This window comes from Pseudomonas sp. KH_017 (assembly GCF_057840285.1).
This window is the reverse complement of sequence record NZ_CM174509.1, coordinates 5,772,501-5,799,461: the sequence shown is the minus strand read 5'-3', so window position 1 is coordinate 5,799,461 and position 26,961 is coordinate 5,772,501. Positions and strand designations below refer to the sequence as shown.

Sequence of the window (26,961 nt, the reverse complement as noted above, 5' to 3'; positions counted from 1 at the left end):
CCCGGCAACACCAACACCAACCCTGCACGTGGAGAGAACAATAAATGTTGAGATCCCTGAAATTCACCGCTTTGGCACTGGGCATGATGGGCGCGGCACACGCAATGGCGGCCGGCCCGGACCTGACCGTGGTGTCCTTTGGCGGCGCGAACAAGGCGGCTCAAGTCAAAGCCTTCTACGCACCGTGGGAAGCGGCAGGCAACGGCAAGATCGTGGCCGGTGAGTACAACGGCGAAATGGCCAAGGTCAAGGCCATGGTCGACACCAAGAGTGTGTCCTGGGATCTGGTAGAGGTTGAATCGCCGGAACTGTCCCGTGGTTGCGACGAAGACATGTTCGAACAGCTTGATCCGAAGTTGTTCGGCAAGACCGAAGACTACGTCAAGGGCGCCATCCAGCCTTGCGGCGTGGGTTTCTTCGTGTGGTCGACCGTGCTGGCCTACAACGCCGACAAGCTGAAAACCGCACCGACCAGCTGGGTGGATTTCTGGGACACCAAGCAGTTCCCGGGCAAGCGTGGCCTGCGTAAAGGCGCCAAGTACACCCTGGAGTTCGCACTGATGGCCGACGGCGTTGCGCCGAAGGACGTCTACAAAGTGCTGGCCGGCAAGGACGGTCAGGACCGCGCGTTCAAGAAGCTCGATGAGCTCAAGCCAAACATCCAGTGGTGGGAAGCCGGCGCACAACCGCCGCAATACCTCGCTTCCGGTGACGTGGTCATGAGTTCGGCCTACAACGGTCGTATCGCTGCCGTGCAGAAAGAAAGCAACCTGAAAGTCGTGTGGAACGGCGGCATCTACGACTTCGACGCATGGGCCATTCCAAAAGGTCTGGATGCCAAGCGCGCTGAAGCGGCGAAGAAGTTCATCGCTTACTCGGTAATGCCACAGCAGCAGAAGACCTACTCGGAAAACATCGCCTACGGCCCGGCCAACACCCAGGCCGTACCCTTGCTGGCCAAGGAAGTCCTGAAAGACATGCCGACCACCCCGGAAAACATCGCCAACCAGGTGCAGATCGACGTCAGCTTCTGGGCTGACAACGGCGAGCAACTGGAACAGCGCTTCAATTCCTGGGCTGCGAAGTAAGCAGAACCTTGTGATGGTGGGCTTGCCCCACCTGTGGGAGCGGGCTTGCTCGCGAAGACGGAGTGTCAGTCAACAGCGATGCTGAATGTGCTGACGCCTTCGCAAGCAAGCCCGCTCCCACAATAACGATCGAGGTGGTATTTCCATCTCTGTAACGATCAAAGATTCCCGGAGTACGTCATGGCTATCGCCGTTCCCCTGAACGAGGGCACCAGCCCCACCTTGAAGCAGCGGCTCAAGCACGCCGAGCGGGTCAACCGCTGGAAGGCCCAGGCGTTGATCGCGCCGCTGGTGCTGTTTCTGTTGCTGGTGTTCCTGGTGCCGATCGTGGCGCTGCTCTACAAAAGCGTTGGCAACCCGGAAGTGGTCGGCGGCATGCCGCGCACCGTGACCGCCATTGCCAGTTGGGACGGCCGCGGCCTGCCCGCGGAACCGGTTTATAAAGCAGCGGCCGAAGACCTCGCCGAGGCTCGCAAGAATCAGACCCTGGGTGATCTGTCCAAACGCCTGAACATGGAACTGGCTGGCTACCGCAGCCTGCTGACCAAAACCGCCCGCGCCTTGCCGCTCGCCACTGAGCCGGCCTCTTATAAAGAAGCGCTGGAGGGCCTCGATGAGCGCTGGGGCGACCCGGCCTACTGGCAAGCGGTGCGCCGCAACACCAGCAGCATCACCCCGTATTACTTGCTGGCGGCTGTCGATCACCGCATCGACGACCTTGGCGAAATCGCTCCGGCCACACCGGATCAGGCGATCTATCTCGACATCTTCGCCCGCACCTTCTGGATGGGCCTGATCATCACTGTGATCTGCCTGGTGCTGGCGTATCCCCTGGCTTACCTGCTGGCGAACCTGCCGTCACGGCAGAGCAACCTGCTGATGATTCTGGTGCTGTTGCCGTTCTGGACGTCGATCCTGGTACGGGTCGCGGCGTGGATCGTGTTGCTGCAATCGGGTGGCCTGATCAACAGCGGCCTGATGGCCATGGGTATCATCGATAAGCCGATCGAGTTGGTGTTCAACCGCGTCGGTGTCTACATCTCCATGGTGCACATCCTGCTGCCGTTCATGATCCTGCCGATCTACAGCGTGATGAAAGGCATCTCGCCGACCTACATGCGTGCCGCGATTTCCCTCGGTTGCCATCCGTTCGCCAGCTTCTGGCGGGTGTACTTCCCGCAGACCTATGCCGGTGTCGGTGCCGGTTGCCTGTTGGTGTTCATCCTCGCCATCGGCTACTACATCACCCCGGCATTGCTGGGCAGCCCGAACGATCAGATGGTCAGCTACTTTGTCGCCTTCTACACCAACACCAGCATCAACTGGGGCATGGCGACCGCACTCGGTGGGCTGCTGTTGCTCGCGACGGTCGTGCTTTATCTGATTTACAGCTGGCTGGTGGGCGCGAGCCGCCTGCGCCTGAGCTAAGGGGAGAACGAAATGCTGAGTCCTTATATGTCGCCCATCGAACGGGGGTGGTTCTACAGCTTGCGGATTCTCTGCGGCTTGATTCTGTTGTTCCTGATCCTGCCGGTGCTGGTGATCATTCCACTGTCGTTCAACTCCGGCAGCTTCCTGGTGTACCCGCTGCAGGGCTTCTCGCTGCAGTGGTATCACGATTTCTTCGCTTCGGCGGAATGGATGCGCGCCCTGAAGAACAGCATCATCGTCGCTCCGGCGGCTACAGTGCTGGCAATGATCTTCGGTACGCTGGCGGCCATCGGCCTGACCCGGGGCGACTTCCCCGGCAAGGCGCTGGTGATGGCGCTGGTGATTTCACCGATGGTGGTGCCGGTGGTGATCATCGGTGTGGCCAGTTATCTGTTCTTTGCTCCGCTGGGATTGGGTAACAGCTTTTTCTCGCTGATCGTGGTGCATGCGGTATTGGGTGTGCCGTTCGTGATCATTACCGTGTCGGCGACCTTGCAGGGGTTCAATCACAACCTGGTGCGGGCCGCTGCGAGCCTGGGCGCTTCGCCGCTGACTACGTTCCGCCGGGTGACCTTGCCACTGATTGCGCCGGGCGTGATCTCCGGGGCGCTGTTTGCCTTTGCGACTTCGTTCGATGAGGTGGTGGTGACGTTGTTCCTCGCCGGCCCTGAACAAGCGACGTTGCCACGGCAGATGTTCAGCGGCATCCGCGAAAACCTCAGCCCGACCATCGCCGCCGCCGCGACACTGCTGATTGCCTTCTCGGTGATCCTGTTGCTGACCCTGGAATGGCTGCGTGGGCGTAGCGAGAAACTGCGTACTGCGCAGGTCTGAAGCCGAACTCGGTAAAAATGTGGGAGCGGGCTTGCTCGCGAAAGCGGAGTGTCAGCTGATGTATTAGTTGAATGACACACCGCCTTCGCGAGCAAGCCCGCTCCCACAATGGTTTTTAGTGTTCCCGGAAACCTTGGTCATTCAGCGCCTGAATGGCAGACAAACCCCAATCCCCAGCTACTATTGTGCCCAGCTCCCCTACCTATAAGAGGCTGCGCACATGAGTCTTTCCTCTTTCAAAATCGCTCACAAACTGATCACCGGCGCAGGTGCCATCGAGCAGCTGTCTGCCGAGCTTACGCGTCTGGACATCGACAACCCGCTGATCGTCACCGACGCCGCCCTGGTCAAGTCCGGCACGGTAGAACTGGCACTGGCGCAGCTGGGCGAACGCAGTTACGAGATTTTCGACCGGGTACTGCCGGACCCGGAAATCGCCATCGTCGAAGATTGCATGCAGGTCTATCGCGACGGTGGGCATGACGGCTTGATTGGCCTCGGCGGCGGCAGTGCCATCGACATTGCCAAGAGCGTGGCGGCCTACGCCGGGTACCACGGTGCGCTGGAGGATTTGTTCGGTATCGATCAGGTCCCGCGCAAAGGCCCGCCGCTGATCGCCATTCCGACCACCGCCGGCACCGGCTCGGAAGTGACCAACGTCGCCATCCTTTCCGACAAGCTCGCGCAACTGAAGAAGGGCATTGTCAGCGACTACCTGTTGCCGGATGTGGCGCTGGTCAGCCCGCAAATGACCCTGACCTGTCCGCGCAGCGTTACGGCGGCCAGCGGCGTCGATGCGCTGGTGCACGCTATCGAGTCCTATCTGTCGGTCAATGCCTCGCCGATTACCGATGCCCTGGCCATCGGCGCCATCAAGTTGATCGCCAAGGCTTTGCCCAAGGCCTACGCCAACCCGTCGAACTTGCAAGCCCGGGAAGACATGGCCACTGCCAGCCTGATGGCCGGCATGGCGTTCGGCAATGCCGGGGTTGGCGCGGTGCATGCGCTGGCGTATCCGCTGGGCGGGCGTTTCAACATTGCCCATGGCGTCAGTAATGCCTTGCTACTGCCCCATGTCATGACCTGGAACAAGATGGCCTGCATCGAACGCATGCAGGATATCGCCGAGGCCATGGGTGTGAAGACCGCTCATTTGAGCATCAACGAAGCGGCCGACAAAGCCGTGCAAGCCATGTCCGAACTGTGTGCCGCCGTGGACATTCCCCAGGGCCTGCGCAGTTTCGGTGTGCCCGAGGACGCCATCCCTTCCATGGCCGTGGAAGCGGCGGGGATCGAGCGCTTGATGCGCAACAATCCGCGTAAGTTGAGTGCCGTCGATATCGAAAAGATCTATCGCGCGGCGTACTAGGGCCTTCTCTGATCAGGGATGATGGCAAGGTCCAATCATCGCGCTCACGGTGCGCGCGTCAAAGCATGAGGTATACAATGCGCGCCATCGTGATTCTGCTCAGAAAAGGTGCGTCATGCAGCCCTTCGTAATTGCTCCGTCGATTCTCTCCGCCGACTTCGCCCGCCTGGGTGAAGAAGTGGACAACGTCCTGGCCGCCGGCGCCGACTTCGTGCACTTCGATGTCATGGACAATCACTACGTGCCCAACCTGACCATCGGCCCGATGGTCTGCGCGGCGCTGCGCAAGTACGGCGTGACTGCGCCGATCGACGCGCACCTGATGGTCAGCCCGGTGGACCGCATCGTCGGCGACTTCATCGAAGCCGGCGCTACCTACATCACCTTCCACCCGGAAGCCACGCAGCACATCGACCGCTCCCTGCAATTGATCCGCGAAGGCGGCTGCAAGTCGGGCCTGGTGTTCAACCCGGCGACCCCGCTGGATGTGCTCAAGCACGTCATGGACAAGGTCGACATGATCCTGTTGATGAGCGTCAACCCGGGCTTCGGCGGGCAGAAGTTCATCCCCGGCACCCTCGACAAGCTGCGTGAAGTGCGGGCGCTGATCGATGCTTCGGGCCGTGACATTCGCCTGGAAATCGACGGTGGCGTGAACGTGAACAACATTCGCGAAATCGCAGCGGCAGGCGCTGACACCTTCGTCGCCGGCTCGGCCATCTTCAATGCGCCGAACTATCAGGAAGTCATCGACAAGATGCGTTCCGAACTGGCGCTGGCTCGCCCATGAGTGGTTTTGAGCAGTTGTTCCCGGGGCAACTGCCGCGGCTGGTGATGTTCGATCTGGACGGTACCTTGATCGATTCGGTCCCGGACCTGGCAGTGGCTGTGGACAAGATGCTGCTCAAACTCGGTCGCAAGCCCGCCGGTCTGGAAGCGGTACGCAAATGGGTCGGCAACGGCGCGCCGGTGCTGGTGCGTCGTGCGCTGGCTGGCGCTATCGATCATTCGGCGGTCGATGACCACGAGGCCGAACGGGCGCTGGAGCATTTCATGCAGGCTTATGGCGAAAGCCATGAGTTGACGGTGGTGTATCCCGGTGTGCGCGACTTCCTCAAATGGCTGCAAAAGCAGGGCGTCGAGATGGCGCTGATCACCAACAAGCCGGAGCGTTTCGTCGCGCCGCTGCTGGATCAGATGAAAATCGGCCGTTATTTCCGCTGGATCATCGGCGGCGATACCCTGCCACAGAAAAAACCCGATCCGGCCGCGCTGTTTTTCGTGATGAAAATGGCCAACATTCCGGCTTCGCAGTCGTTGTTCGTCGGCGATTCACGCAGCGATGTGTTGGCGGCGAAAGCGGCGGGGGTCAAGTGCGTGGCCCTGAGCTATGGCTATAACCACGGTCGGCCGATCGCGGAAGAATCACCGGCAATGGTGATCGACGACCTGCGCAAACTAATTCCCGGTTGCCTGGATCCGGCCGCTGAGATAACGTTGGCCGACGCTGTCAAACCCCCTTCTGGAAACGCCATCGTGGTGGTCACTCGCAAACTCTGGATGAAAGTCATCAAGGCCCTGGCCCGCTGGCGTTGGCGCGCCTGACTTGATCCCGGCCGGTTATCCGGCGCGTTTGCATACCTGACTGTTCGACCCTCAAGCCACGAGGCACCTCATGATCCGCGAAGAATTCCTGCGTTTGGCCGCTGCCGGCTACAACCGCATCCCGCTTGCCTGCGAAACCCTGGCCGACTTCGACACGCCGCTGTCGATCTACCTGAAGCTGGCCGACGAGCCCAATTCCTACTTGCTGGAGTCCGTACAGGGCGGCGAGAAATGGGGCCGTTACTCGATCATCGGCCTGCCGTGCCGCACCGTGATGCGGGTTCACGATCATCACGTCAGCGTGACCGTCGATGGCGTCGAGACCGAAAACCACGACGTGGAAGACCCGCTGGCCTTCGTCGAAGCCTTCAAGGCTCGCTACAACGTGCCGACCATTGCTGGCCTGCCGCGTTTCAACGGCGGCCTGGTGGGTTACTTCGGTTATGACTGCGTGCGTTATGTCGAGAAGCGCCTGGGCAAATGCCCGAACCCGGACCCGCTGGGCGTACCGGACATTCTGCTGATGGTGTCCGACGCCGTGGTGGTGTTCGACAACCTGGCTGGCAAGATGCACGCCATCGTCCTGGCCGACCCGGCGCAGGAAGACGCCTTCGAACAAGGTCGCGCGCGCTTGGAAGAGCTGCTGGAAAAACTCCGTCAGCCGATCACCCCACGCCGAGGCCTGGACTTCAGCAAGCAACAATCGGCTGACCCGGTGTTCCGCTCCAGCTTTACCCAGGACGATTACGAAAAAGCTGTCGACACCATCAAGGAATATATCCTGGCCGGTGACTGCATGCAGGTCGTGCCGTCCCAGCGCATGTCGATCGACTTCAAGGCAGCGCCGATCGATCTGTATCGCGCGCTGCGCTGCTTCAACCCGACGCCTTACATGTACTTCTTCAACTTCGGCGACTTCCACGTCGTCGGCAGTTCGCCGGAAGTGCTAGTGCGGGTCGAAGACAACCTGATCACCGTGCGCCCGATTGCCGGCACCCGTCCGCGGGGCGCCAACGAAGAGGCTGACCTGGCGCTGGAAAAAGACCTGCTGTCGGACGACAAGGAAATCGCCGAACACTTGATGCTGATCGACCTCGGCCGCAACGACACCGGTCGCGTATCGGAAATCGGCTCGGTGAAGCTCACCGAGAAGATGGTCATCGAGCGTTACTCCAACGTGATGCACATCGTGTCCAACGTCACCGGGCAACTGAAAGCCGGGTTGACGGCCATGGACGCACTGCGGGCGATCCTGCCAGCGGGCACCTTGTCCGGTGCACCGAAGATTCGCGCGATGGAAATCATCGACGAACTGGAACCGGTCAAGCGTGGCGTCTACGGCGGTGCGGTCGGTTACTTCGCCTGGAACGGCAACATGGACACTGCCATTGCGATCCGCACGGCGGTGATCAAGAACGGCGAGCTGCATGTGCAGGCCGGTGGCGGCATCGTCGCCGACTCGGTGCCGGCGCTGGAATGGGAAGAAACCCTGAACAAGCGCCGCGCGATGTTCCGCGCCGTTGCCCTGGCTGAACAAACCCCGAACGCCTGAGTTTGCGAAAAATTCTGTGGGAGCGAGCTCGCTCGCGATGGGGCCATCACTGCCACATTGATGTTGTCTGACCCACCGCTATCGCGAGCAAGCTCGCTCCCACAATGATCTCATCGCCAAAAAAACGCGGCGCCTGTGAGGGCGCCGCGTTTTTTATTGGCTGCACATCAGAAGTCCAGCGCAACACCTACGTTGATGCCCTGTTGGGTGAAGTCGTCGTCCTTGCGGATGTTGTAGCTGGCGCGCAGTGCCAGGTCCCGGGTGAGGTTGTGGCTCACGCCCAGGTTCACACGTTGCAAGTGACTTTGTGGGGTGTAGCCTTCCAGCGTGAACTGATTGTTTGGCAGGGTATTGAGGTTGATGTCCACGTCCTGGGTATCGTCGTTGTACTCGCGCTCGATTGCCGCTTCGCCGAAAACCTGAGTTTGCGGGGTGATCTGGTATTTGCCCTGCAGGCCAGCGCCCAGACGTCGGGAAATACGCTCCTGATCGGCGAAGGTCAGCGCCGTGGAATTGTTGCCGTCCTCCGAGTAACCATCGACTTGTACCTTGGAGAAGTCGGCGCTGACAAACGGCGACAGGTGCCAGGGGCTGCTGGCTTGTTGCGCAATGTCGTAACCCACGCGTGCGCTGAAGGCTTCGACGTAGCCGCTGGTATCGCCTTTTTCGCCGCGTTCGTTGACGCCCAGCTGGAATTTGCGCTTGAGGCTGTCGTAATCCAGATGCCCGGCCGTCAACGCCGCGTCAGCCCATACACGGTTTTGCTGGTACTGGGCGAATGCCGTGCCCAGGTAAGTGTTGAGCTTGTAGTCGGAGTCGTTGTTGCCGGCTTCGAGTTTCTGGTTATAGAAACCGGCCACCAGACCAACACGCCAGGCGTCATCGAGACGGTAGCTGCCACCGATGTTCAGGTTGGCTCCGTTGCCGTCGGCGCTTGCCACGCTGTCCTGACCGTCAAAGTCCTGATGCTGTCCGCCGCCGGAAACAATGGCTCGCCATTGGCCGATGCTTTGCCAGTTTTCCCAATCGGCCAGCCACTGGTTGCGCAACTCATCCTGATGCGCACGCACGGTGCCCTGGGCCATTTCCGGCAACAGGGTCAGCTCCCACGGCGCCGCCAGCAGGGAATACGCGTAATCGGCAATCAGGCGCTGCCCAGCTTCGGTGGGGTGCACTGAGTCGTTGTAGATCAGCTTGGTCGGGTCCGGCGTGGCGCTGTTGATGCCGTAGCGGGCGTTCTCGGTGCAGCCGCTGCCGCTGAAGCAGGTGGCGATGAGGTTCTGGTCGGTGGCCAGGCCAAACTGTGCCGGATTGGCGAACGTCTCTTTGAGCAGTACCGGAATGTTCAGCGGGATGACTTCGGCATTGATGTTTTGCAGTCGGCTTACCAGTTCAGTGTTGAACTGGGCGCTGAGTTGGGACGTGAACGCTTGCAGCGGGGTGCCGTTGAACGCCGGGGTAAAGCCGATATCGGGCAGCAACCAGACCATGACGTATTTGGCGCCAGCGGTTTGCAGCGTCTGCACGCTGTCGGCCAGGCGGTCGGCGGCGGCACTGGCCTGGGGCAGGCTGGTGACGCGTCCTTGCAGGAAGTCGTTACCGCCACCGGACAGGTAATACAGCGCGTTCGGGTCGGCACGGAAGTTATTGGATGGAAGATAGCCGGCCCGGGTGCGTTCGCCGGTGGCGGAGATGCTGGTAATCGAATCAAGAATCTGGTCGGTACGGTAGCCGCCTACAGCCCAGTTGTTACCATCAGGCAGGCCTTCGTTGGCACGAACTGCTGAAGCAGAGGATGCCGTCTGATCCGCTGAAAACCCCAGTTTCCCACCCAGAATCTGTGTGGAGTTGAGCGAGCGGACTTCGCCGCTGCCATCCAGGTACACCGGCCCCGTCCGGTTGGTGAAGCGCTGTGTCGCCCCGGCAGGCCCGCCCGTGTCGGCAAAGGTCCCTGCATCGTTGAGGCTGTCGCCGAAGACAACGAAATTTGTATAAGGATTGGGTGCGGCGTTCGCCTGGGCGCATGCGATCGCGAGCAAGCATCCTGCGAGCGGTACAAACAACGACTGTTTGATCATGAGCAAGTCCGTTTATTTATTGTTTTAGTGAACGAAACGACAGTACCAAAAACTTCCGGCCTTTTGCCATCTGTCGCGAAGCCTTTGATAGTTTCGCAGGCAGTGCCCCCGGCGATATTGCGCGCTCTGGCCAGCTAAGTTACTGTGCCGGGACGTACGAACGAGACCTTCCCCGTGTTGATCATCAGTAAACTCCTGGATCAAGTCATCAAGGCACACGCCCGCTGGCGTTGGCGCGCCTGAATTCTTTTGCCGGCCTCGCCGGACCTGTATCGCTTCGCCTTCTTTACCTGTTTGAAATGCCGCTTTGCTGGCGCTGCTCCAGCATCTGACAAAGCGCAGCGCTCTGCGGGTCAATCATTCGAAGGCCATCTTCAAAGTCAGTGAATTCAAGAGGTTCTAAACGCCATGTTGCTGATGATCGATAACTACGACTCCTTTACCTACAACGTTGTGCAGTACCTGGGCGAGCTCGGCTCCCAGGTCAAGGTCGTGCGCAACGACGAACTGACCATCGCTGAAATCGAAGCCCTCAACCCTGAGCGCATCGTTGTGTCCCCCGGTCCTTGCACGCCGACCGAAGCCGGCATCTCGATTGAAGCGATCAAGCATTTCGCCGGCAAACTGCCGATTCTCGGCGTCTGCCTCGGCCACCAGTCCATCGGACAGGCCTTTGGCGGTGATGTGGTGCGCGCCCGTCAAGTGATGCACGGTAAGACTAGCCCGGTATTTCACGAGGACAAGGGTGTATTCGAAGGCCTGAATCGTCCGCTGACGGTGACCCGCTATCATTCATTGATCGTCAAGCGCGAAACCCTGCCCGATTGTCTGGAGCTGACGGCCTGGACCCAGCTCGAAGACGGCTCGGTCGACGAGATCATGGGCCTGCGTCACAAGACTCTTAACATCGAAGGCGTGCAGTTCCACCCTGAGTCGATCCTCACCGAACAGGGCCACGAACTGTTCGCCAACTTCCTCAAACAAACCGGCGGCACGCGCTAAGGACTTTTCATGAACATCAAGACAGCCCTGAGCCGTATCGTCGATCACCTCGACCTCAGCACCGATGAAATGCGCGATGTCATGCGCGAGATCATGACCGGGCAATGCTCGGATGCGCAGATTGGCGCGTTCATGATGGCCATGCGCATGAAGAGCGAAAGCATCGACGAAATCGTCGGTGCCGTGTCGGTGATGCGCGAACTGGCGGACAAGGTCGAGCTCAAGACTCTCGACGGTGTGGTCGATGTGGTGGGCACCGGCGGTGACGGCGCCAATATCTTTAACGTGTCGACCGCTGCTTCGTTCGTGGTTGCCGCTGCGGGCTGCACCGTGGCCAAGCACGGCAACCGTGCAGTCTCGGGCAAGAGCGGCAGTGCCGATCTGCTGGAGGCGGCCGGTATCTACCTGAACCTGACGCCGGTGCAAGTGGCGCGCTGCATTGACAACGTTGGTATTGGTTTCATGTTTGCCCAGACTCACCACTCTGCGATGAAATACGCTGCAAGCCCGCGCCGCGAACTGGGTCTGCGGACATTGTTCAACATGCTAGGCCCGCTTACGAATCCGGCCGGTGTGAAGCATCAGGTGGTAGGTGTATTCACCCAGGCCTTGTGCCGGCCGCTGGCGGAAGTGTTGCAGCGTCTGGGCAGCAAGCATGTGCTGGTGGTGCATTCGAAGGATGGCCTGGATGAGTTCAGCCTGGCTGCACCGACCTTCGTGGCAGAGCTGAAAAACGACCAGATCACCGAGTATTGGGTCGAGCCGGAAGACCTGGGCATGAAGAGCCAGAGTCTGCATGGCCTGGCGGTGGAAAGCCCGGCGGCTTCTCTTGAACTGATTCGCGATGCCCTGGGCAAGCGCAAGACCGAAAACGGTCAGAAAGCGGCCGAGATGATCATGCTCAATGCCGGTGCCGCGCTGTACGCCGCCGATCATGCCAGCAGTTTGAAAGAGGGAGTTGCACTTGCGCACGATGCGCTGCACACCGGCCTCGCTCGGGAAAAGCTCGAGGAACTGGGTGCGTTTACCGCGGTATTCAGAGTGGAGAATGAGGGATGAGTGTACCGACGGTTCTGGAAAAGATTCTGGCGCGCAAAGTCGAGGAAGTGGCCGAGCGCAGCGCTCGCGTCAGCCTCGCCGAGCTGGAAAGCCTGGCCAAGGTGGCCGATGCACCCCGTGGTTTTGCCAAGGCCTTGCTGGCTCAGGCCAAGCTGAAGCAGCCGGCAGTCATTGCCGAAATCAAGAAAGCCTCGCCGAGCAAAGGCGTGATCCGCGAGAACTTCGTTCCCGCCGACATCGCCAGAAGCTACGAGAAGGGCGGCGCGACCTGCCTGTCGGTACTCACCGACATCGACTACTTCCAGGGCGCGGATGCGTACCTGCAGCAGGCTCGCGCGGCGTGCCAGCTGCCGGTGATCCGCAAGGACTTCATGATCGATCCGTACCAGATCGTCGAAGCCCGTGCCTTGGGTGCCGACTGCGTGCTGTTGATCGTTTCCGCGCTGGATGACGTGAAAATGGCCGAACTGGCAGCCGTGGCCAAAAGCGTCAACCTCGATGTGCTGGTGGAAGTCCACGATGGCGACGAGCTGGAGCGGGCCTTGAAAACCCTCGACACTCCGCTGGTTGGCGTGAACAACCGCAATCTGCACACCTTCGATGTCAGCCTGGAAACCACCCTCGACCTGTTGCCGCGTATTCCGCGCGATCGTCTGGTCATCACCGAGAGCGGCATTCTCAACCGCGCCGATGTCGAACTGATGGAAATCAACGACGTCTACGCATTCCTGGTCGGCGAGGCGTTCATGCGCGCCGAAAGCCCGGGTACCGAGTTGCAGCGTCTGTTCTTCCCAGAGCGCGGTGTGCCTGTCAGCGGCTCGACCCTCGACTGATTACTCACAGACCGAGTCGACCCCTTCGCGAGCAAGCCCGCTCCCACATTTGATCGCGGTCGAATGTGGGAGCGGGCTTGCTCGCGAAGGGGCATTCAAATTCCCTGAAGATTTCAGAGTTGCGGAGCAGCTTATGACCCAGCCGACCCATCTGACCATCGAAGCCGGCCTGCAAGCCGAACAGGACTTGCTGGCATCGGTCTGCGCCGGCGACGCGGAGTTCGGCCTGTTGTACTGGCAGCCGAGCGACCGGGCGCTGGTCATGCCGCGCCGTTTGAACCGCTTGCCGGGTTTCGAAGCTGCCTGCGAAGTGTCGGCGGCGGCAGGTTGGCCAGTACTGCTGCGTGATACCGGCGGCGAACCGGTTCCACAATCGGCCACAACGATCAACATCGCCCTGGTTTACGCACCACCACGCAACGAAGGTGATTTGAACCGCATCGAAACCGGTTACCGGCGCCTGTGTGATCCCATCTGCCAGTTGCTGGATGAATTGGGTGGTTCCTCGTCCCTTGGCGAAATCGACGGCGCGTTCTGCGATGGCCGCTTCAACGTCAACCTGGACGGACGCAAAATGGTCGGCACCGCGCAACGGTGGCGCCAGAGCCAGGGTGGTCAGCGACCAGTGGGATTGGTGCACGGTGCGATGCTGATGGACAACGACCGAGAGTCAATGGTCGCTGCAGTCAATCGTTTCAACGAGGCCTGCGGTCTGGAACATCGAGTACGTGCCGAAAGCCACATCGCGCTGCATGAGAAGTTCACGGCACCCCATGCCCTGGCGCGCCTCGACGAACTCTACCGATTGATGCTGGCGCAGATGTACAGCGGCTAGGTCTTCGAGCTTATCGCGTACCGAAGACCACCATGGTCTTGCCTTTGACGCCCACCAGGTTGCGTTCTTCCAGATCCTTGAGCACGCGACCGACCATCTCCCGGGAACAACCGACAATCCGCCCGATTTCCTGACGGGTCACCTTGATTTGCATGCCATCGGGGTGAGTCATGGCGTCTGGCTGTTTACACAGTTCCAGCAGGCAGCGGGCAACTCGGCCGGTCACGTCAAAAAACGCCAGGTCACCGACCTTGCGCGTGGTGTTGCGCAGGCGCTGTGCGATTTGTCCGCTGAGCACGTAAAGAATGTCCGGGTCCTGCTGGGACAATTCGCGGAATTTCGCGTAGCTGATTTCCGCGACTTCGCATTCAACCTTGGCCCGCACCCAGGCGCTGCGCTCCTGCTCCAGGCCAGCTTGCTCAAACAGGCCCAACTCGCCGAAAAAGTCCCCGGTGTTCAGGTAGGAAATGATCATTTCCCGGCCGTCGTCATCTTCGATCAGGATGGTGACTGAGCCTTTGATGATGAAGAACAGCGTTTCCGAGCGGTCGCCGGCACAAATGATGTTGCTCTTGGCCTGATAACGGCGGCGCTGGCAATGCATCAACAGCTTGTCGAGGTTCTTGATCTTGGGGTTGGGGGCAATCGCAACCATGGTTGTATCCCGAAAAGACTGCACGGTGTGTTTGGTTTTTTATGAATAGCGAACGCTGGGGAAAAGCTGGCCATGCGCCATTGATTTGGCGTCAGCTTAACAGACACTTCCTGAAATATTCGAGCATTTACCTACAAGGCGGTGGGATATGTCCCAGGACGCCGGGCGCCGTCAATCACGGGGCCTGTGCTAAGCTGGCGACCCTTTTTTATACAGTGGAGTCTTGGCGATGAAGGCACGCATCCAATGGGCTGGCGAAGCCATGTTCCTCGGCGAATCCGGTAGTGGTCATGTCGTGGTCATGGACGGTCCGCCCGATGCCGGCGGACGTAACCTGGGTGTCCGGCCGATGGAAATGCTGTTGCTGGGTGTCGGCGGTTGCAGCAATTTCGATGTGGTCAGCATCCTCAAGAAGTCCCGCCAGGCAGTGGAAAGCTGTGAAGCCTTCCTCGAAGCCGAGCGTGCGACCGAAGATCCAAAGGTGTTCACCAAGATCCACATGCACTTCGTGGTCAAGGGCCGCGGGCTGAAAGAAGCCCAGGTCAAACGCGCCATCGAGCTGTCTGCCGAGAAATATTGCTCGGCTTCGATCATGCTCGGTGCGGCCGGCGTGGCAATCACCCACGACTACGAAATCATCGAGCTCGGTTGAATCGACATTCAACTATCATAAAGTCTGTGCAGACTCTGGCGAACACAAGCTGACGTCTGCATAATGCGCCACTTTTTTCAGGGTAGTGGCCCGTCAGCCGACAGGCCTCGCACCCGAACAGACAACCAAAATCGCCATCGCGAAGAGGTGTTAACCGTCCTACGCAGGTGCGTTGTTCGCATTTGACGGGCATGCTTGATCACGCGGCCGGGCCGCAAACACATAGAGAGTTTTTAACGGTGAAAAGCAAACTCAAGCTCCACGGGTTCAATAACCTGACAAAGACCTTGAGCTTCAACATCTATGACATCTGCTACGCGGAAACCCCGCAAGACCAGCAGGCTTACGTCGAGTACATCAATAAAGAGTACAACGCGAAACGCCTGACGCAGATCCTCACGGAAGTTGTCGATATCATTGGTGCCAACATCCTGAACATTGCCAGTCAGGACTATGAGCCGCAGGGCGCCAGCGTCACGATACTGATCTCGGAAGAGCCGGTAACCCCGACCGACAGTCAGATCGAAGAGTCCCCGGGCCCGCTGCCCGAAATCATTCTGGCCCACCTCGACAAGAGCCACATCACGGTGCACACCTATCCGGAAATCCATCCGGTCAGTGGTATTGCAACCTTCCGTGTGGACATCGACGTGTCGACTTGCGGGGTCATTTCACCGCTTAAAGCGCTCAACTTCCTGATTCACCAGTTCGATTCGGACATCGTGACCGTGGATTACCGTGTGCGCGGCTTCACCCGTGACGTTGAAGGCAAAAAGCACTTCATCGACCACGAGATCAATTCGATCCAGAACTACCTCTCCGACGACACTTACGACGCGTACCAGATGACCGACGTGAACGTGTACCAGGAAAACCTGTTCCACACCAAGATGCTGCTGAAGAACTTCGAACTGGATAACTACCTGTTCGGCGACGCCACCAGCAACCTGTCCTCTGAGCAACGTGCCCAGGTGACCGAGCGGGTGAAACACGAAATGCTCGAAATCTTCTACGCGCGCAATATGGCGTAAGATTCTCGAACACAAAAAAGGCGACTCCCTCACGGAAGTCGCCTTTTTTATTGTTATCACCGAACCCATGTAGGAGCGTGCTTGCCCTATCAGGCAACAGAGCTATCAGATCCGATAAGTACTCTTGGTCATCACCTTGGCCATCAGACTCATCCCGAACTTCACCGGTGCCGGAAAGCGGAACCCGCCAGCATCCAGCGCACTTTCGGCATGCTGTTCTTCATCGATGCGCATATGCTCAAGAATCGCCCGGGACTTTTCATCCTCGGCCGGCAATTGCTCCAGATGTTCGTTCAGGTGCTTGCACACCTGGTCTTCCGTCGCCGCAACGAACCCCAGGCTGACTTTGTCGCTGATCAGGCCGGCCACTGCGCCAATCCCGAACGACATGCCATAGAACAGCGGATTGAGGATGCTGGTGTGGCTGCCCAGTTGGTGAATGCGTTGTTCGCACCAGACCAGGTGATCGATTTCTTCTTCGGCGGCATGCTCCATCGCAGCGCGCACTTGCGGCAGCTTGGCGGTCAGCGCCTGTCCCTGGTACAGCGCCTGGGCGCAGACTTCGCCGGTATGGTTGATGCGCATCAGACCGGCAACGTGGCGTGTGTCTTCGTCGCTCATTTTCGCATCCGGCTGCACGATGGCTGGCGACGGACGGTACGGCTGGCCGCTGAAGGGCAGCAGGGTGCGCATCGCGGCATCGGCTTGCAGCAGAAGGCGGTCAATTGGCGAGTAGTGACGTTGGGTAGTCATGCTGACCTCCGGGGGGATTTCGGCGGCCAGTTTAACCCAAACGGCCGGGGAAGGTTTGCGCTGGGTCATTGTGATGCAGAGGCTGTGACAGTGTTGTGATGCTTTTTGTGGAAGCGGCAGTGCGCCGCTTCCACAGGGTTTAGCGCAATCAGCCCGGTGGCCAGTGCATCTGGCGCTGACCCAGCACGTGCATATGAATGTGGTAGACGGTTTGTCCGCCTTCTTCATTGCAGTTCATGACGACGCGGAAACCTTTTTCGCAGCCCAGTTCCAGTGCCAGGCGCTGGGCGGTGAACAGGATGTGCCCGGCCAATGCCTTGTCGTCCTCGGTCAGGTCGTTCAAGGTGCGAACCGGTTTCTTCGGGACCACCAGGAAATGTACCGGTGCCTGTGGGGCAATGTCGTGGAAGGCCAGTACCTGGTCGTCCTCGTAAATGATCTTCGCCGGGATTTCCCGGTTGATGATCTTGGTGAACAGAGTATCCACAGCTGTTTTCTCCGTTATTTGGGCTGGCCTGAGTGTACTCATGGCGTATGCCAGCGCCCAGCTTTTTACCTTGAATTGGATCAGCGCGGGCAGTAAGCCTTGTTGATCATGCCGGCGATTGTGCGAGTCAGCCAGCGCGAGCCGAGCCGCGGCAGGAAGGCGAACCAGCGGTTGCGCCGCCCGGGAATGATGATCGCTTTATTCTTTTCCAGTGCGCGCACGGTGTAGAGCGCCACTTCCTCGGGGCTCATCAGCAGTTTGCTGTTGGCCAGTTTGTCGCTGTCGAGTTGTGCGGTACGGAAAAACGCCGTGCGGGTCGGCCCGGGGCAGAGCACCGAAACCTTGATCGCACACTTTTTCAGCTCAACGCGCAATCCTTCGGAAAAGTGCAGCACATACGCCTTGCTGGCGTAATAGGTGCTCATCCACGGCCCGGGTTGAAACGCCGCCACCGAGGCCACATTCAGAATCTGCCCGCCGCCTTGCAGGGCCATGCTGTTGCCGATGGCATGGCACAGGCGGGTGAGGGCGAGAATGTTCACTTCGATCAGGTCTTGCTCGGTCATCCAGTCCTGGGCCAGAAACGGGCCGCATGTACCGATACCGGCGCAATTGACCAGCAGATCGATCTGCCGGTCGCCTTCTTCCAGCTCCAGCAGGAATCCGGACAGGCGCAGCGGTTCACCCAGGTCACAGGCACGGAACAGCACTTCCACGCCGAACCGTTGGGTCAGTTCAATCGCAATACTTTCCAGCTGATCACGTTGTCGGGCCACCAGAATCAGGCTGCGGCCGCGGCGGGCCAGCGCTTCGGCCATTGCCAGGCCGATGCCGCTGGAGGCGCCAGTGATCAGAGCGTAACGGGTCATGCAGTTCTCCATCGCAACAGCTCCGCGCCGCGACGCAGGTGTCACGGGCCAGGAGCGCTGTTCATTTTTTCGCAGAGTCTACAGGGGGCTGGGCCTCTTCGGCTGCATCGTCGGTGGAATTTGGCACCGGTTCGACCTCGACGTCGATTTCATCGGTGGTGACCGAACTGCTTTCGTAGCTGCTCTGGGCGGCGCTTTTGTATTCTTCCCGTATCGCCGTGAGACCACCGGCCAGCGAGCCGAACAGAACCAGCGCGATAACGATCAGCCACAGCGAAGACAATACCTTGACTGCGGTACTGTTCGGCGGAGGCGGCGGGCCGTAGCGGTTGGCGGTGTCGTTGCCCGGTACGACCATGATCACGAACGGAAAGAAACTGCCAACGAACGGCACCAGGTTCAGCAGCCACAGCCAGCCGGACCAGCCGACATCGTGCAAGCGTTGAACAGTGATCTGGATGCTGACGAAGACAAATCCGACGAACAGGATCAAGGCCAGCAAGCTGCCCAATATCAGGCCGCCGGTCGAATTCGCGCCGATGACGGTCAGAGCGGCCAATGCAAACACCCCGCAAACGGCCAGGAGCACAATTGACAGCACCAGCGTCCAGGCGAGGTAACGCAAGCGGCCGATACGGCCATCGAAACTGAAGGGCTTGAGTGTGGCGAATTCCGCCACGGCTTCGCCGACGGGCGCGCGAGGCGGCGCGTAAGGGGACTGCGGATCTGTAAAAGACGCCTGGCTGCTGGCCGGAGCATGGTCATGAACGTCGGCGAGGTTCAGTTCGATCGACGTTTCGGCTTCGATGCGGGCGTCGATACCGGTTTTGCTCAGCGCCTGGAGATAGGTCTGGGCATCGACTTGCGACAGGTTGCGTTTGAGCGCTACCGGACGCCCGGTGAACAAGCGCTCAATGGCCGTGACATCGCTTTTGAACAAATCGGCGAGATTGAGCTTTGCCGTGGTGATGTCGACACCGGGCAGCAAGGCGCCCTCGAATACGATTTTGAAATGATTTTCGCCCATGTGCGAAGCATCCTTGTCGCGAGAGGTTGAAAGAAGAATGTTGTGCCCAAGCGAGTGTAAGGCCAGCCGAGCAAGACTGGCCAAGGTTTGCTGTCAGCTCGGCCAGCGCTTGGTCAACTGGGCAGCCTGCTCCAGGGCCTTGCGGTACTCCGCGTCGAGACGTGCAATCAACTGCTCGACACTCGGCAAGTCCTCGATTTCTCCCACGCCCTGGCCGGCAGACCAAACGGTTTTCCAGGCTTTGGCCTCATCGCTCACGGGTTTGAGCTTGGAACCGAAGTTGATCTCGCCCTTGCCTTGCAAGGCAGCCATGTCGAAACCGGCGGCCTCCAGGCTCTTACGCATGAAGCTCGCGGGGACACCTGACACGGCTGGAGTATGGATGATGTCTGCCGCTTTGGATGTCAGCAGCATTTCTTTGTAGGCGTCGGGCGCGTGACTTTCGGTCGTGCCGATAAATCGTGTACCAAAGTAGGCCAAGTCCGCACCGAGCAATTGAGCGGCAAGAATTTCATGGCCGTGGTTCAAGCAGCCGGCCAGCAACAGGGTCTTGTCGAAGAACTGGCGGATTTCGGCAATCAGCGAGAACGGGCTCCAGGTCCCGGCGTGTCCACCGGCGCCGGCAGCCACGGCGATCAAGCCATCCACGCCGGCTTCGGCCGCTTTCTCGGCATGACGACGGGTCGTCACATCATGGAACACCAGGCCGCCGTAACTGTGCACCGCGTCGACCAGTTCTTTCACGGCACCGAGGCTGGTGATCACGATCGGCACTTTGTGTTCGACGCAGATCTGCAGATCCGCCTGTAAACGAGGATTGCTGTTATGGACGATCAGGTTCACGGCATAAGGCGCGGGGTTTTCCAGTGTCGCCAGCCCGGCTTCGATTTCTTCCAGCCAGGCCTTGAAACCGCTGCTTTCGCGCTGGTTCAGCGCCGGGAAGCTGCCGACCACGCCCTGGCGACAGCAGGCGAGTACCAATTGCGGATTGGAAATCAGGAACATCGGCGCCGCCACCACGGGCAGACGCAAACGTTCTTCGAGCAGAGCGGGCAGCGACATTGGAAGTACCCCGGTGAGTTGTGTCTCTTGGATTTAGAACGGCCGAACGACGACCAGAATTACGATAGCCAGCAATATCAGAACCGGCACTTCATTGAACCAGCGATAAAAGACATGGCTGCGGGTGTTCTCGCCACGGGCAAAACGTTTTACCTGGGCGCCGCACATGTGGTGGTAGCCGATCAGCAACACGACCAGGGTCAGTTTGGCGTGTATCCAGCCACCCTGGTTGAAGATGCCTGGATTGAGGTAGATGAGCCAGCCGCCGAAGATCAGCGTGGCGATCATCGCCGGGCCCATGATGCCCCGGTACAGCTTGCGCTCCATGATGCTGAAGCGTTCCTTGCTGATCGTGTCTTCACTTTGTGCGTGATAAACGAACAGTCGTGGCAGGTAGAACAGGCCGGCAAACCAGCAAACGACGCTGATGATGTGAAAAGCTTTTAGCCACAGATAGAGCATTTTTAGTTATTCCCCAATTCACGGTACTGGGAATAGTAGAGGCTTGAGCGTCCGCACGTCACCTTGACGGTTGTCGCAGGGGCGCGCGGCCCCTATTATCGACGGCTTTCCAGTGGGTTCGTTGAGGGCAGGTTTATGGTCAAGGTCGGTATCGTCGGCGGCACGGGTTACACCGGTGTCGAACTGCTGCGTCTGTTGGCGCAACATCCGCAAGCTGAGGTGGTTGTCATCACTTCCCGATCCGAGGCTGGCCTGGCCGTGGCCGACATGTACCCGAACCTGCGAGGCCATTACGACGGCCTGGCGTTCAGCGTTCCGGACATCAAGACCCTGGGTGCCTGCGATGTGGTGTTCTTCGCCACGCCGCACGGTGTTGCCCATGCCTTGGCGGGCGAACTGCTGGCGGCCGGGACCAAGGTCATCGACCTGTCGGCCGACTTCCGTCTGCAAGACGCGGATGAATGGGCCAAGTGGTACGGCCAGCCGCACGGTGCACCGGAGTTGCTGGACGAGGCGGTCTATGGCTTGCCGGAAGTCAATCGCGAACAGATCAAGAAAGCACGTCTGATTGCCGTGCCGGGCTGCTACCCAACTGCAACGCAATTGGGCTTCCTGCCATTGCTCGAAGCCGGCCTGGCCGATGCCGCGCATCTGATTGCTGACTGCAAGTCCGGCGTCAGCGGTGCCGGTCGTGGTGCTTCCGTAGGCTCGTTGTACTCCGAGACGTCGGAAAGCATGAAGGCTTATGCGGTCAAAGGTCACCGTCACCTGCCGGAGATTCGCCAGGGGCTGCGTCGCGCAGCAGGCAAGGACGTCGGCCTGACCTTCGTTCCGCACCTGACACCGATGATTCGTGGCATTCACTCCACGCTCTACGCAACCGTTGTTGATCGCTCGGTGGACCTGCAGGCATTGTTTGAAAAGCGTTACGCCAACGAACCGTTCGTCGATGTGATGCCGGCCGGCAGCCATCCGGAGACTCGTAGCGTACGGGGTGCCAACGTCTGCCGTATCGCTGTGCATCGCCCTCAGGATGGCGATCTGGTGGTTGTGCTGTCGGTGATCGACAACCTGGTCAAAGGCGCTTCGGGTCAGGCCGTGCAGAACATGAACATTCTGTTCGGGCTGGATGAGCGTCTGGGCCTGTCCCACGCCGGCATGCTGCCGTAAGCTTTATCACGTACAGCAAAAGGCCCGTCTGACGGGCCTTTTTGCATTGTGCGCCAGGCATGGCGCGTTGCGCGCAAGCGCAACCAGCTTGGCTGTGGTGGCCTCGCTGGTGACTTGGAGGTGAAAGTCCTCTACATACCCGGCAAGGGGAAGTGTTAGCCAGAGGCAAGGGTGTCGCGGGCGACTGCGAATCTGAAGGAAGCCCGAGGCAAAATGCTGGCCTGACGAACAGGAAGCGGATAGAGGCGGCGCAGCGGGGTGAGATGGCAATGCTCATCAAAGCCCAGTACTTGCACGGAACGCTGTGACGTAGATCCGACAGGCATAAGCAGGAAGGTCGCGCGAATTACCCTGGGAGATCTGCACGTTTGCCACTGTGCTACCGAGTGTCGTAAGGCTTCGGGACGAGCGTGCAGAAGTCAGCCGAGGCCGTAGTAAGTGGCGAATAACCCCGTCACCAAGGGCTGAACAGGTTGTGCCGCCAGTAGGCGTTAGAGTCTCGTTGAATGCTGAAACGCAGAATGTTCTCCAAGAGAAAACTGTTCCCCCGAGTCCCGGACGGTATCCGAGGATGACGGCTGACAGGGCGCAAGCATCGACGGCGTCTGTGACGTGGACGAACGCGGAGCCGGACACGCTGATGGCGCGGGTGCTTGCACCGGCCAACCTCAAGCGTGCGTATCAACGCGTGGTCAGCAACAAGGGCGCACAGGGTGCCGATGGCATGACGGTCGACCAGTTGGCGGACTACGTGAAGCAGTATTGGCCGATCCTCAAGGCTCGGTTGCTGGCCGGCGAGTACCACCCGCAAGGTGTACGCGCCGTCGAAATCCCCAAACTCAAAGGCGGAACGCGGCAACTGGGTATTCCCAATGTCGTGGATCGCCTGATCCAACAGGCTTTGCTGCAACAGCTCACGCTGATCTTCGATCCTTTGTTCTCGGATTACAGCTACGGCTTTCGTCCGGGCAGAAGCGCTCATCAAGCCATCGAAACCGCCCGCGCCCACGTAACAGCGGGACATCGCTGGTGCGTGGAACTTGATCTGGAGAAGTTCTTCGATCGAGTGAACCACGACGTGCTGATGGCTTACATGGCGCGTCAAATCGAAGACAAGCGAGTGCTCACACTGATCCGCCGTTACCTCGAAGCGGGAACGATGTCGGGCGGACTCGTCAGCCAACGACAGGAGGGTACGCCGCAAGGCGGCCCGCTTTCGCCGCTGCTGTCGAATATCTTGCTCAACGAACTTGACCGAGAGTTGGAACAGCGGGGCCATCGATTTGTACGCTATGCCGACGATGCGAACATCTATGTGCGTAGTCGTCGTGCCGGTGAGCGAGTGATGGCTAATGTTGAGCGCTTCTTGAATCAGCGTCTGAAACTGACGCTGAACCGGGAAAAGAGCCGAGTGGCACGGCCTTGGGCCTGCGACTATCTAGGTTACGGGATGAGCTGGCATCGACAGCCGAGGTTGAAAGTGGCGACGATGAGTCTGGGTCGCTTGCGCGACCGTCTCAGAGACCTGCTGCGCGGAGCACGGAGTTGCAAAATGGCAACGGTCATTGAACGCATAAACCCGGTGCTGCGTGGCTGGGCAGGTTACTTCAAGCTCAGTCAGAGCAAGCGTTCACTTGAGGATCTGGATGGTTGGGTGCGTCGTAAACTTCGCTGTGCCATCTGGCGCCAATGGAAGCAGCCCTTTACCAGGGCGCGCAATCTGATGCGTCTGGGGCTGAGCGAGGCGCGCGCCTGTAAGTCAGCGTCCAAAGGGCTGGGCCCATGGTGGAACTCTGGAGGATCACATATGAATCAGGCACTCCCGAAGAAGCTATGGGACAGCCTTGGGCTGATCTCAATATTGGATACGATAAACGGCTTAGTCGCATGACTTGAACCGCCGTATACGGAACCGTACGTACGGTGGTGTGAGAGGACGGCGGCTGTGAAGCCGCCTCCTACTCGATCCGGGCCGGCGACTGGATTGGTTGATATACCATAACAATAGTTGACCGCTTTTCTAGGAGAAGCGGATAATGCGCGTCATCACGCAATATGACGGCGTAACGCCGGGAGATAGTCAGCATGAGCGTCGAATCCTTCACCCCCACGGCTTTGCAATTCACCCACGGTGCCGCGCACAAGGTGAAGAGCCTGGTCGATGAAGAGGGGAATGATCGCTTGAAGCTGCGCGTATTCGTTACGGGCGGCGGTTGTTCAGGTTTTCAGTACGGCTTCACCTTCGATGAGGAAGTGGCCGATGACGACACCATCGTCGAGCGCGAAGGTGTGAGTCTGGTTGTCGATCCGATGAGCTTCCAGTACCTGGCAGGTGCCGAGGTGGACTACCAGGAAGGTCTGGAAGGTTCGCGTTTCGTCATCAAGAACCCGAATGCGACCACCACTTGTGGCTGCGGTTCTTCGTTCTCGATCTGATCAGCGCACCGGTTTCACAGAACGCCGCAATGCCTCAGGGCCTTGCGGCGTTTTGCTGTGTGGAGGATTTATGCGGGGTAGATGGCGCCCAGTACGCGCAAGCCACGGGCACCGGTAACGCTCGGACGGTTGGCTGCGATGCCTTCGAGGCAGCAATGAGCCAGCCACGCGAAGGCCATGGCTTCGACCCAGTCGGGGTCTACACCGTAGGTAGCGGTGCTGCTGACGCTGGCGTTTGGCAGCAGGCTGGCCAGGCGATTCATCAAGGCAGTGTTGTGGGCGCCGCCGCCGCAGACCAGCAGCTCCTGCGTGTCTGCCTGGGCGCTTTGCAGTGATTCGATGATGGTCAGCGCGGTCAGTTCAAGCAGCGTCGCCTGAACATCTTCGGCGGCGAAGGCTGGCAGTTGTGCCAGATGCCGTGTCAGCCATGGCAGGTTGAACACTTCCCGGCCGGTACTCTTCGGGCCTTTGGTCACAAAGAACGGATCACTGAGCAGTGCATTCAACAGCACCGGTTCTACGTTGCCGCTGGCAGCCCATTGGCCGTCACGGTCAAAGTGGTCGCCGCGTTGCTGGTAAATCCAGGCGTCCAGCAGCACATTACCCGGGCCACAGTCGAAACCGGCGACCGGTTTGCCGGGCTCGATAAGGCTGAGGTTGCTGAAGCCGCCAACGTTCAGCACTGCGCGATTACCAGCCCGCTCTTCAAACAGGGCTTCGTGAAAGGCGGGAACCAGCGGTGCGCCTTGTCCGCCGGCAGCGACATCGCGGCTGCGGAAATCGCTGACCACGGTGATGCCGGTCAGCTCCGTCAGCAGGGCCGGGTTGCCAATCTGCACTGTGAAACCGCGTGCCGGTTCGTGGCGGATGGTCTGGCCATGACTGCCAATCGCACGAATGCTCTCAGGCTTGAGCTGTTGTTGGGTCAGGAGGGTATTAATGCCCTGCGCTGCCAGTTTTACCCAGTTCTGCTGGGCGATGGCGGAGCGGGCAATCTCGTCCGGCCCACTGGCGCACAAGCCAAGCAGCTCGGCGCGCAGTGAATCGGGCATCGGGATGTAATGGGTGGCGATCAGCTTGATCGCCGGGGCTTGCTCGATCAGCGCGATATCCAGGCCATCAAGGCTGGTCCCGGACATCACGCCTATATAGAGCGCCATGGCTTAGCGCTTGGCCGAAGCTAGCTGGGTAGATTTTTCCTGATCCATGCGCGCCATCAGCGGTTGGCTTTGCGCGAGGAAGCGTGCGCGTTCACCTTTGGAGATCGGATCGGCCATCGCTACTTTCTGGCCCAGCGGATCGACGTGCACGCCATTGACCTGGAATTCGTAGTGCAAGTGCGGGCCGGTGGAGAGACCGGTGGTGCCGATATAGCCAATCACCTGGCCCTGTTTCACCGTGCCGCCAGTCTTCACGCCTTTGGCGAAGCCTTGCATGTGGCCGTAGAGCGTGGTGTAGGTATTGCCGTGCTGGAGGACCACGGTATTGCCGTAGCCACCACGGCGGCCGGCCAGCAAGACCTTGCCATCACCGGCTGCCTTGATCGGCGTGCCGCGCGGTGCTGCGTAGTCGACGCCTTTGTGGGCGCGGATCTTGTTCAGGATCGGGTGTTTGCGGCCCATGGAAAATTTCGAGCTGATGCGGGCGAAGTCCACCGGTGTGCGGATGAACGCCTTGCGCATGCTGTTGCCGTCAGCGGTGTAGTAGCTGCTGTTGCCTTGTTTGTTGGTGTAACGCACGGCAGTGTAAGTCTTGCCGCGGTTGGTGAAGCGTGCGGACAGGATCGGACCATTGCCGACAGCCTTGCCGTTCACCACTTTCTGCTCGTAGATCACGTCAAATTCGTCACCCTGGCGAATATCCTGGGCGAAATCGACGTCGTAGCCAAACACGCTTGCCATGTCCATGGTCAGGCTGTGGGACAGGCCGGCGCGAGCGGCGGACTGAGATAACGAACTGTTGATCACACCATGCACGTAGGCTGAGCGCACAGTCGGTTTAGCCGTAATGCGGTTGAATGTGTAACCCTTGTCGTTCTTGGACAGGGTGATGGTTTCCAAGTCGCTGACTTTGCTATGCAGGCTGGTCAGTTGGCCATCCGGACCCAGTTCGAACTCAAGTTTCTGCCCGCGCTTGAGCTGGGTGAACTGTTTGGCTTGTTTATCGCTGGCCAGAATGTCAGTCACTGAAGTGGCAGGTAGACCAACTTTCTCGAAGAGCGTAGAGAGCGTGTCGCCTTTGGCAACGGTCACTTCCCTGTGGCTATCCGGCTTCTTTTCTTCAGCGACCACTGCTACTGCGGGGGTGGGCGCAGGCGCGGCTTCAGCGGTTTCCTGTGGCTCTTCTGCGGTGTTTTCAATCTGCGCAAAGGGAGAAGGTGCTGCCTCATTTGTGGCTTCGACGGCTTCGGCGGCGTCTTGATCTTGTGTCAGTTGTTCAGCGGGGCTTTCCAGTTCAAGACTTAGGGTCGTCTTTTTGGCTTCAACATCACTGGAAGGGAATACCAGAAGCGCCAGGCTCAGAAGGGCGGCGATGCCACTCGCTGCGAGCAGGTGGGTCTTCGGGTAAAGCGGAGGCGCTTTAGACGATTCTTTGGTCATAAGTAGTGTTTTGACTTTGAAAAAGATGAATTGGAAAAGATGAATGACATGATGAAGATGAAATAACTGTA

Annotated in this window: 26 protein-coding genes; 16 read left to right on the top strand and 10 right to left on the bottom strand. The window is 59.4% G+C overall.

Annotation, left to right across the window (positions count from 1 at the left end; all coding sequences use genetic code 11):
* The first annotated feature begins 44 nt into the window (after positions 1–44).
* The 7 genes from AC3IT6_RS26500 (at position 45) to trpE (ending at position 7,879) form a co-directional block, all read left to right on the top strand.
* A complete protein-coding gene (locus AC3IT6_RS26500; RefSeq protein ID WP_150725209.1) occupies positions 45–1,088 on the top strand; it encodes an ABC transporter substrate-binding protein in 1,044 nt (347 codons plus the stop codon).
* A 180-nt stretch (positions 1,089–1,268) separates the two neighbouring features.
* Positions 1,269–2,516 (top strand): ABC transporter permease, encoded by a 1,248-nt coding sequence (locus tag AC3IT6_RS26495; protein WP_007980201.1) that lies wholly within the window; start codon positions 1,269–1,271, stop codon positions 2,514–2,516.
* A 12-nt stretch (positions 2,517–2,528) separates the two neighbouring features.
* A complete protein-coding gene (locus AC3IT6_RS26490) occupies positions 2,529–3,353 on the top strand; it encodes an ABC transporter permease (protein WP_489353596.1) in 825 nt (274 codons plus the stop codon).
* A gap of 220 nt (positions 3,354–3,573) precedes the next feature.
* Positions 3,574–4,722, top strand: a complete 1,149-nt coding sequence (locus tag AC3IT6_RS26485; protein WP_489353595.1) for an iron-containing alcohol dehydrogenase — start codon at positions 3,574–3,576, stop codon at positions 4,720–4,722.
* A 115-nt stretch (positions 4,723–4,837) separates the two neighbouring features.
* The gene (rpe, locus tag AC3IT6_RS26480) at positions 4,838–5,512 is read left to right on the top strand and encodes a ribulose-phosphate 3-epimerase (protein ID WP_150725211.1); all 675 of its coding nucleotides are present in this window, start codon (positions 4,838–4,840) and stop codon (positions 5,510–5,512) included.
* Positions 5,509–6,327 carry a phosphoglycolate phosphatase gene (locus AC3IT6_RS26475; protein WP_489353594.1) on the top strand — a complete coding sequence of 273 codons (819 nt, stop codon included), beginning with the start codon at positions 5,509–5,511 and terminating at the stop codon, positions 6,325–6,327. The genes rpe and AC3IT6_RS26475 overlap by 4 nt, the downstream gene beginning before the upstream one ends.
* Positions 6,328–6,397: 70 nt before the next feature.
* The gene (trpE, locus tag AC3IT6_RS26470; protein ID WP_489353593.1) at positions 6,398–7,879 is read left to right on the top strand and encodes an anthranilate synthase component I; all 1,482 of its coding nucleotides are present in this window, start codon (positions 6,398–6,400) and stop codon (positions 7,877–7,879) included.
* A gap of 167 nt (positions 7,880–8,046) precedes the next feature.
* Here the strand turns inward: trpE and estP are convergent, their stop codons facing one another.
* Positions 8,047–9,957, bottom strand: coding sequence for an esterase EstP (gene estP / locus AC3IT6_RS26465; protein ID WP_489353592.1), 1,911 nt, complete (start codon positions 9,955–9,957; stop codon positions 8,047–8,049).
* A gap of 408 nt (positions 9,958–10,365) precedes the next feature.
* Between estP and AC3IT6_RS26460 the strand changes: the two genes are divergently transcribed.
* The 4 genes from AC3IT6_RS26460 to AC3IT6_RS26445 all read left to right on the top strand — a co-directional run bounded on the left by AC3IT6_RS26460 (position 10,366) and on the right by AC3IT6_RS26445 (position 13,686).
* Positions 10,366–10,959: an aminodeoxychorismate/anthranilate synthase component II gene (locus AC3IT6_RS26460; RefSeq protein ID WP_007906885.1), complete on the top strand. Its 594-nt coding sequence runs from the start codon at positions 10,366–10,368 to the stop codon at positions 10,957–10,959.
* A 9-nt stretch (positions 10,960–10,968) separates the two neighbouring features.
* Entirely contained in the window at positions 10,969–12,018 is a 1,050-nt protein-coding gene (trpD, locus tag AC3IT6_RS26455; protein WP_150725215.1) for an anthranilate phosphoribosyltransferase, read from the top strand.
* Positions 12,015–12,851, top strand: coding sequence for an indole-3-glycerol phosphate synthase TrpC (gene trpC, locus AC3IT6_RS26450; protein ID WP_489353591.1), 837 nt, complete (start codon positions 12,015–12,017; stop codon positions 12,849–12,851). Before trpD ends, trpC begins: the two co-directional genes overlap by 4 nt.
* Before the next feature lie 133 nt (positions 12,852–12,984).
* A complete protein-coding gene (locus tag AC3IT6_RS26445) occupies positions 12,985–13,686 on the top strand; it encodes a lipoate--protein ligase family protein (protein ID WP_489353590.1) in 702 nt (233 codons plus the stop codon).
* A 10-nt stretch (positions 13,687–13,696) separates the two neighbouring features.
* Here the strand turns inward: AC3IT6_RS26445 and crp are convergent, their stop codons facing one another.
* The gene (gene crp / locus AC3IT6_RS26440; protein WP_223445706.1) at positions 13,697–14,341 is read right to left on the bottom strand and encodes a cAMP-activated global transcriptional regulator CRP; all 645 of its coding nucleotides are present in this window, start codon (positions 14,339–14,341) and stop codon (positions 13,697–13,699) included.
* A 229-nt stretch (positions 14,342–14,570) separates the two neighbouring features.
* Here crp and AC3IT6_RS26435 point away from each other — a divergent pair, with 229 nt between their 5' ends.
* On the top strand, positions 14,571–14,993 hold the full coding sequence (locus AC3IT6_RS26435) for an OsmC family protein (RefSeq protein WP_007941657.1): 423 nt from the start codon (positions 14,571–14,573) through the stop codon (positions 14,991–14,993).
* Between the two features lie 239 nt (positions 14,994–15,232).
* Entirely contained in the window at positions 15,233–16,024 is a 792-nt protein-coding gene (speD, locus tag AC3IT6_RS26430) for an adenosylmethionine decarboxylase (protein WP_007986012.1), read from the top strand.
* A gap of 105 nt (positions 16,025–16,129) precedes the next feature.
* Here speD and coq7 read toward each other — a convergent pair whose 3' ends face one another.
* The 6 genes from coq7 to hemJ form a co-directional block, all read right to left on the bottom strand.
* Positions 16,130–16,777, bottom strand: coding sequence for a 2-polyprenyl-3-methyl-6-methoxy-1,4-benzoquinone monooxygenase (gene coq7 / locus AC3IT6_RS26425; protein ID WP_489353589.1), 648 nt, complete (start codon positions 16,775–16,777; stop codon positions 16,130–16,132).
* Positions 16,778–16,925: 148 nt separating this feature from the next.
* A complete protein-coding gene (locus tag AC3IT6_RS26420; RefSeq protein ID WP_007986008.1) occupies positions 16,926–17,264 on the bottom strand; it encodes a histidine triad nucleotide-binding protein in 339 nt (112 codons plus the stop codon).
* Between the two features lie 80 nt (positions 17,265–17,344).
* Entirely contained in the window at positions 17,345–18,133 is a 789-nt protein-coding gene (locus tag AC3IT6_RS26415) for an SDR family NAD(P)-dependent oxidoreductase (RefSeq protein WP_489353588.1), read from the bottom strand.
* 61 nt (positions 18,134–18,194) lie between these two features.
* The gene (locus AC3IT6_RS26410; RefSeq protein WP_489353587.1) at positions 18,195–19,160 is read right to left on the bottom strand and encodes a DUF805 domain-containing protein; all 966 of its coding nucleotides are present in this window, start codon (positions 19,158–19,160) and stop codon (positions 18,195–18,197) included.
* A 93-nt stretch (positions 19,161–19,253) separates the two neighbouring features.
* On the bottom strand, positions 19,254–20,222 hold the full coding sequence (locus AC3IT6_RS26405; RefSeq protein WP_489353586.1) for an NAD(P)H-dependent flavin oxidoreductase: 969 nt from the start codon (positions 20,220–20,222) through the stop codon (positions 19,254–19,256).
* A 33-nt stretch (positions 20,223–20,255) separates the two neighbouring features.
* Positions 20,256–20,684, bottom strand: a complete 429-nt coding sequence (hemJ, locus tag AC3IT6_RS26400) for a protoporphyrinogen oxidase HemJ (protein WP_489353585.1) — start codon at positions 20,682–20,684, stop codon at positions 20,256–20,258.
* Between the two features lie 135 nt (positions 20,685–20,819).
* On the opposite strand from hemJ, the gene argC reads away from it, so the two are divergent.
* The 3 genes from argC to erpA all read left to right on the top strand — a co-directional run bounded on the left by argC (position 20,820) and on the right by erpA (position 24,290).
* Entirely contained in the window at positions 20,820–21,854 is a 1,035-nt protein-coding gene (gene argC / locus AC3IT6_RS26395; protein WP_007980174.1) for an N-acetyl-gamma-glutamyl-phosphate reductase, read from the top strand.
* A gap of 475 nt (positions 21,855–22,329) precedes the next feature.
* Positions 22,330–23,745, top strand: a complete 1,416-nt coding sequence (gene ltrA, locus AC3IT6_RS26390) for a group II intron reverse transcriptase/maturase (protein WP_489353584.1) — start codon at positions 22,330–22,332, stop codon at positions 23,743–23,745.
* A 194-nt stretch (positions 23,746–23,939) separates the two neighbouring features.
* Positions 23,940–24,290 carry an iron-sulfur cluster insertion protein ErpA gene (gene erpA / locus AC3IT6_RS26385; protein ID WP_007906865.1) on the top strand — a complete coding sequence of 117 codons (351 nt, stop codon included), beginning with the start codon at positions 23,940–23,942 and terminating at the stop codon, positions 24,288–24,290.
* Positions 24,291–24,358: 68 nt separating this feature from the next.
* Here the strand turns inward: erpA and AC3IT6_RS26380 are convergent, their stop codons facing one another.
* Together AC3IT6_RS26380 and AC3IT6_RS26375 are read right to left on the bottom strand one after the other, a co-directional pair.
* On the bottom strand, positions 24,359–25,450 hold the full coding sequence (locus AC3IT6_RS26380) for an anhydro-N-acetylmuramic acid kinase (RefSeq protein ID WP_489353583.1): 1,092 nt from the start codon (positions 25,448–25,450) through the stop codon (positions 24,359–24,361).
* Between the two features lie 3 nt (positions 25,451–25,453).
* Entirely contained in the window at positions 25,454–26,890 is a 1,437-nt protein-coding gene (locus tag AC3IT6_RS26375) for a peptidoglycan DD-metalloendopeptidase family protein (protein ID WP_150756620.1), read from the bottom strand.
* Positions 26,891–26,961: the final 71 nt, after the last annotated feature.

Bases quoted from the DNA above. Each gene is read 5' to 3' on its own strand.
- AC3IT6_RS26500 (WP_150725209.1), top strand. From the start codon at position 45: ATGTTGAGATCCCTGAAATTCACCGCTTTGGCACTGGGCATGATGGGC.
- AC3IT6_RS26495 (WP_007980201.1), top strand. From the start codon at position 1,269: ATGGCTATCGCCGTTCCCCTGAACGAGGGCACCAGCCCCACCTTGAAG.
- AC3IT6_RS26490 (WP_489353596.1), top strand. From the start codon at position 2,529: ATGCTGAGTCCTTATATGTCGCCCATCGAACGGGGGTGGTTCTACAGC.
- AC3IT6_RS26485 (WP_489353595.1), top strand. From the start codon at position 3,574: ATGAGTCTTTCCTCTTTCAAAATCGCTCACAAACTGATCACCGGCGCA.
- rpe (WP_150725211.1), top strand. From the start codon at position 4,838: ATGCAGCCCTTCGTAATTGCTCCGTCGATTCTCTCCGCCGACTTCGCC.
- AC3IT6_RS26475 (WP_489353594.1), top strand. From the start codon at position 5,509: ATGAGTGGTTTTGAGCAGTTGTTCCCGGGGCAACTGCCGCGGCTGGTG.
- trpE (WP_489353593.1), top strand. From the start codon at position 6,398: ATGATCCGCGAAGAATTCCTGCGTTTGGCCGCTGCCGGCTACAACCGC.
- estP (WP_489353592.1), bottom strand. From the start codon at position 9,957: ATGATCAAACAGTCGTTGTTTGTACCGCTCGCAGGATGCTTGCTCGCG.
- AC3IT6_RS26460 (WP_007906885.1), top strand. From the start codon at position 10,366: ATGTTGCTGATGATCGATAACTACGACTCCTTTACCTACAACGTTGTG.
- trpD (WP_150725215.1), top strand. From the start codon at position 10,969: ATGAACATCAAGACAGCCCTGAGCCGTATCGTCGATCACCTCGACCTC.
- trpC (WP_489353591.1), top strand. From the start codon at position 12,015: ATGAGTGTACCGACGGTTCTGGAAAAGATTCTGGCGCGCAAAGTCGAG.
- AC3IT6_RS26445 (WP_489353590.1), top strand. From the start codon at position 12,985: ATGACCCAGCCGACCCATCTGACCATCGAAGCCGGCCTGCAAGCCGAA.
- crp (WP_223445706.1), bottom strand. From the start codon at position 14,341: ATGGTTGCGATTGCCCCCAACCCCAAGATCAAGAACCTCGACAAGCTG.
- AC3IT6_RS26435 (WP_007941657.1), top strand. From the start codon at position 14,571: ATGAAGGCACGCATCCAATGGGCTGGCGAAGCCATGTTCCTCGGCGAA.
- coq7 (WP_489353589.1), bottom strand. From the start codon at position 16,777: ATGACTACCCAACGTCACTACTCGCCAATTGACCGCCTTCTGCTGCAA.
- AC3IT6_RS26415 (WP_489353588.1), bottom strand. From the start codon at position 18,133: ATGACCCGTTACGCTCTGATCACTGGCGCCTCCAGCGGCATCGGCCTG.
- AC3IT6_RS26410 (WP_489353587.1), bottom strand. From the start codon at position 19,160: ATGGGCGAAAATCATTTCAAAATCGTATTCGAGGGCGCCTTGCTGCCC.
- AC3IT6_RS26405 (WP_489353586.1), bottom strand. From the start codon at position 20,222: ATGTCGCTGCCCGCTCTGCTCGAAGAACGTTTGCGTCTGCCCGTGGTG.
- hemJ (WP_489353585.1), bottom strand. From the start codon at position 20,684: ATGCTCTATCTGTGGCTAAAAGCTTTTCACATCATCAGCGTCGTTTGC.
- argC (WP_007980174.1), top strand. From the start codon at position 20,820: ATGGTCAAGGTCGGTATCGTCGGCGGCACGGGTTACACCGGTGTCGAA.
- erpA (WP_007906865.1), top strand. From the start codon at position 23,940: ATGAGCGTCGAATCCTTCACCCCCACGGCTTTGCAATTCACCCACGGT.
- AC3IT6_RS26380 (WP_489353583.1), bottom strand. From the start codon at position 25,450: ATGGCGCTCTATATAGGCGTGATGTCCGGGACCAGCCTTGATGGCCTG.
- AC3IT6_RS26375 (WP_150756620.1), bottom strand. From the start codon at position 26,890: ATGACCAAAGAATCGTCTAAAGCGCCTCCGCTTTACCCGAAGACCCAC.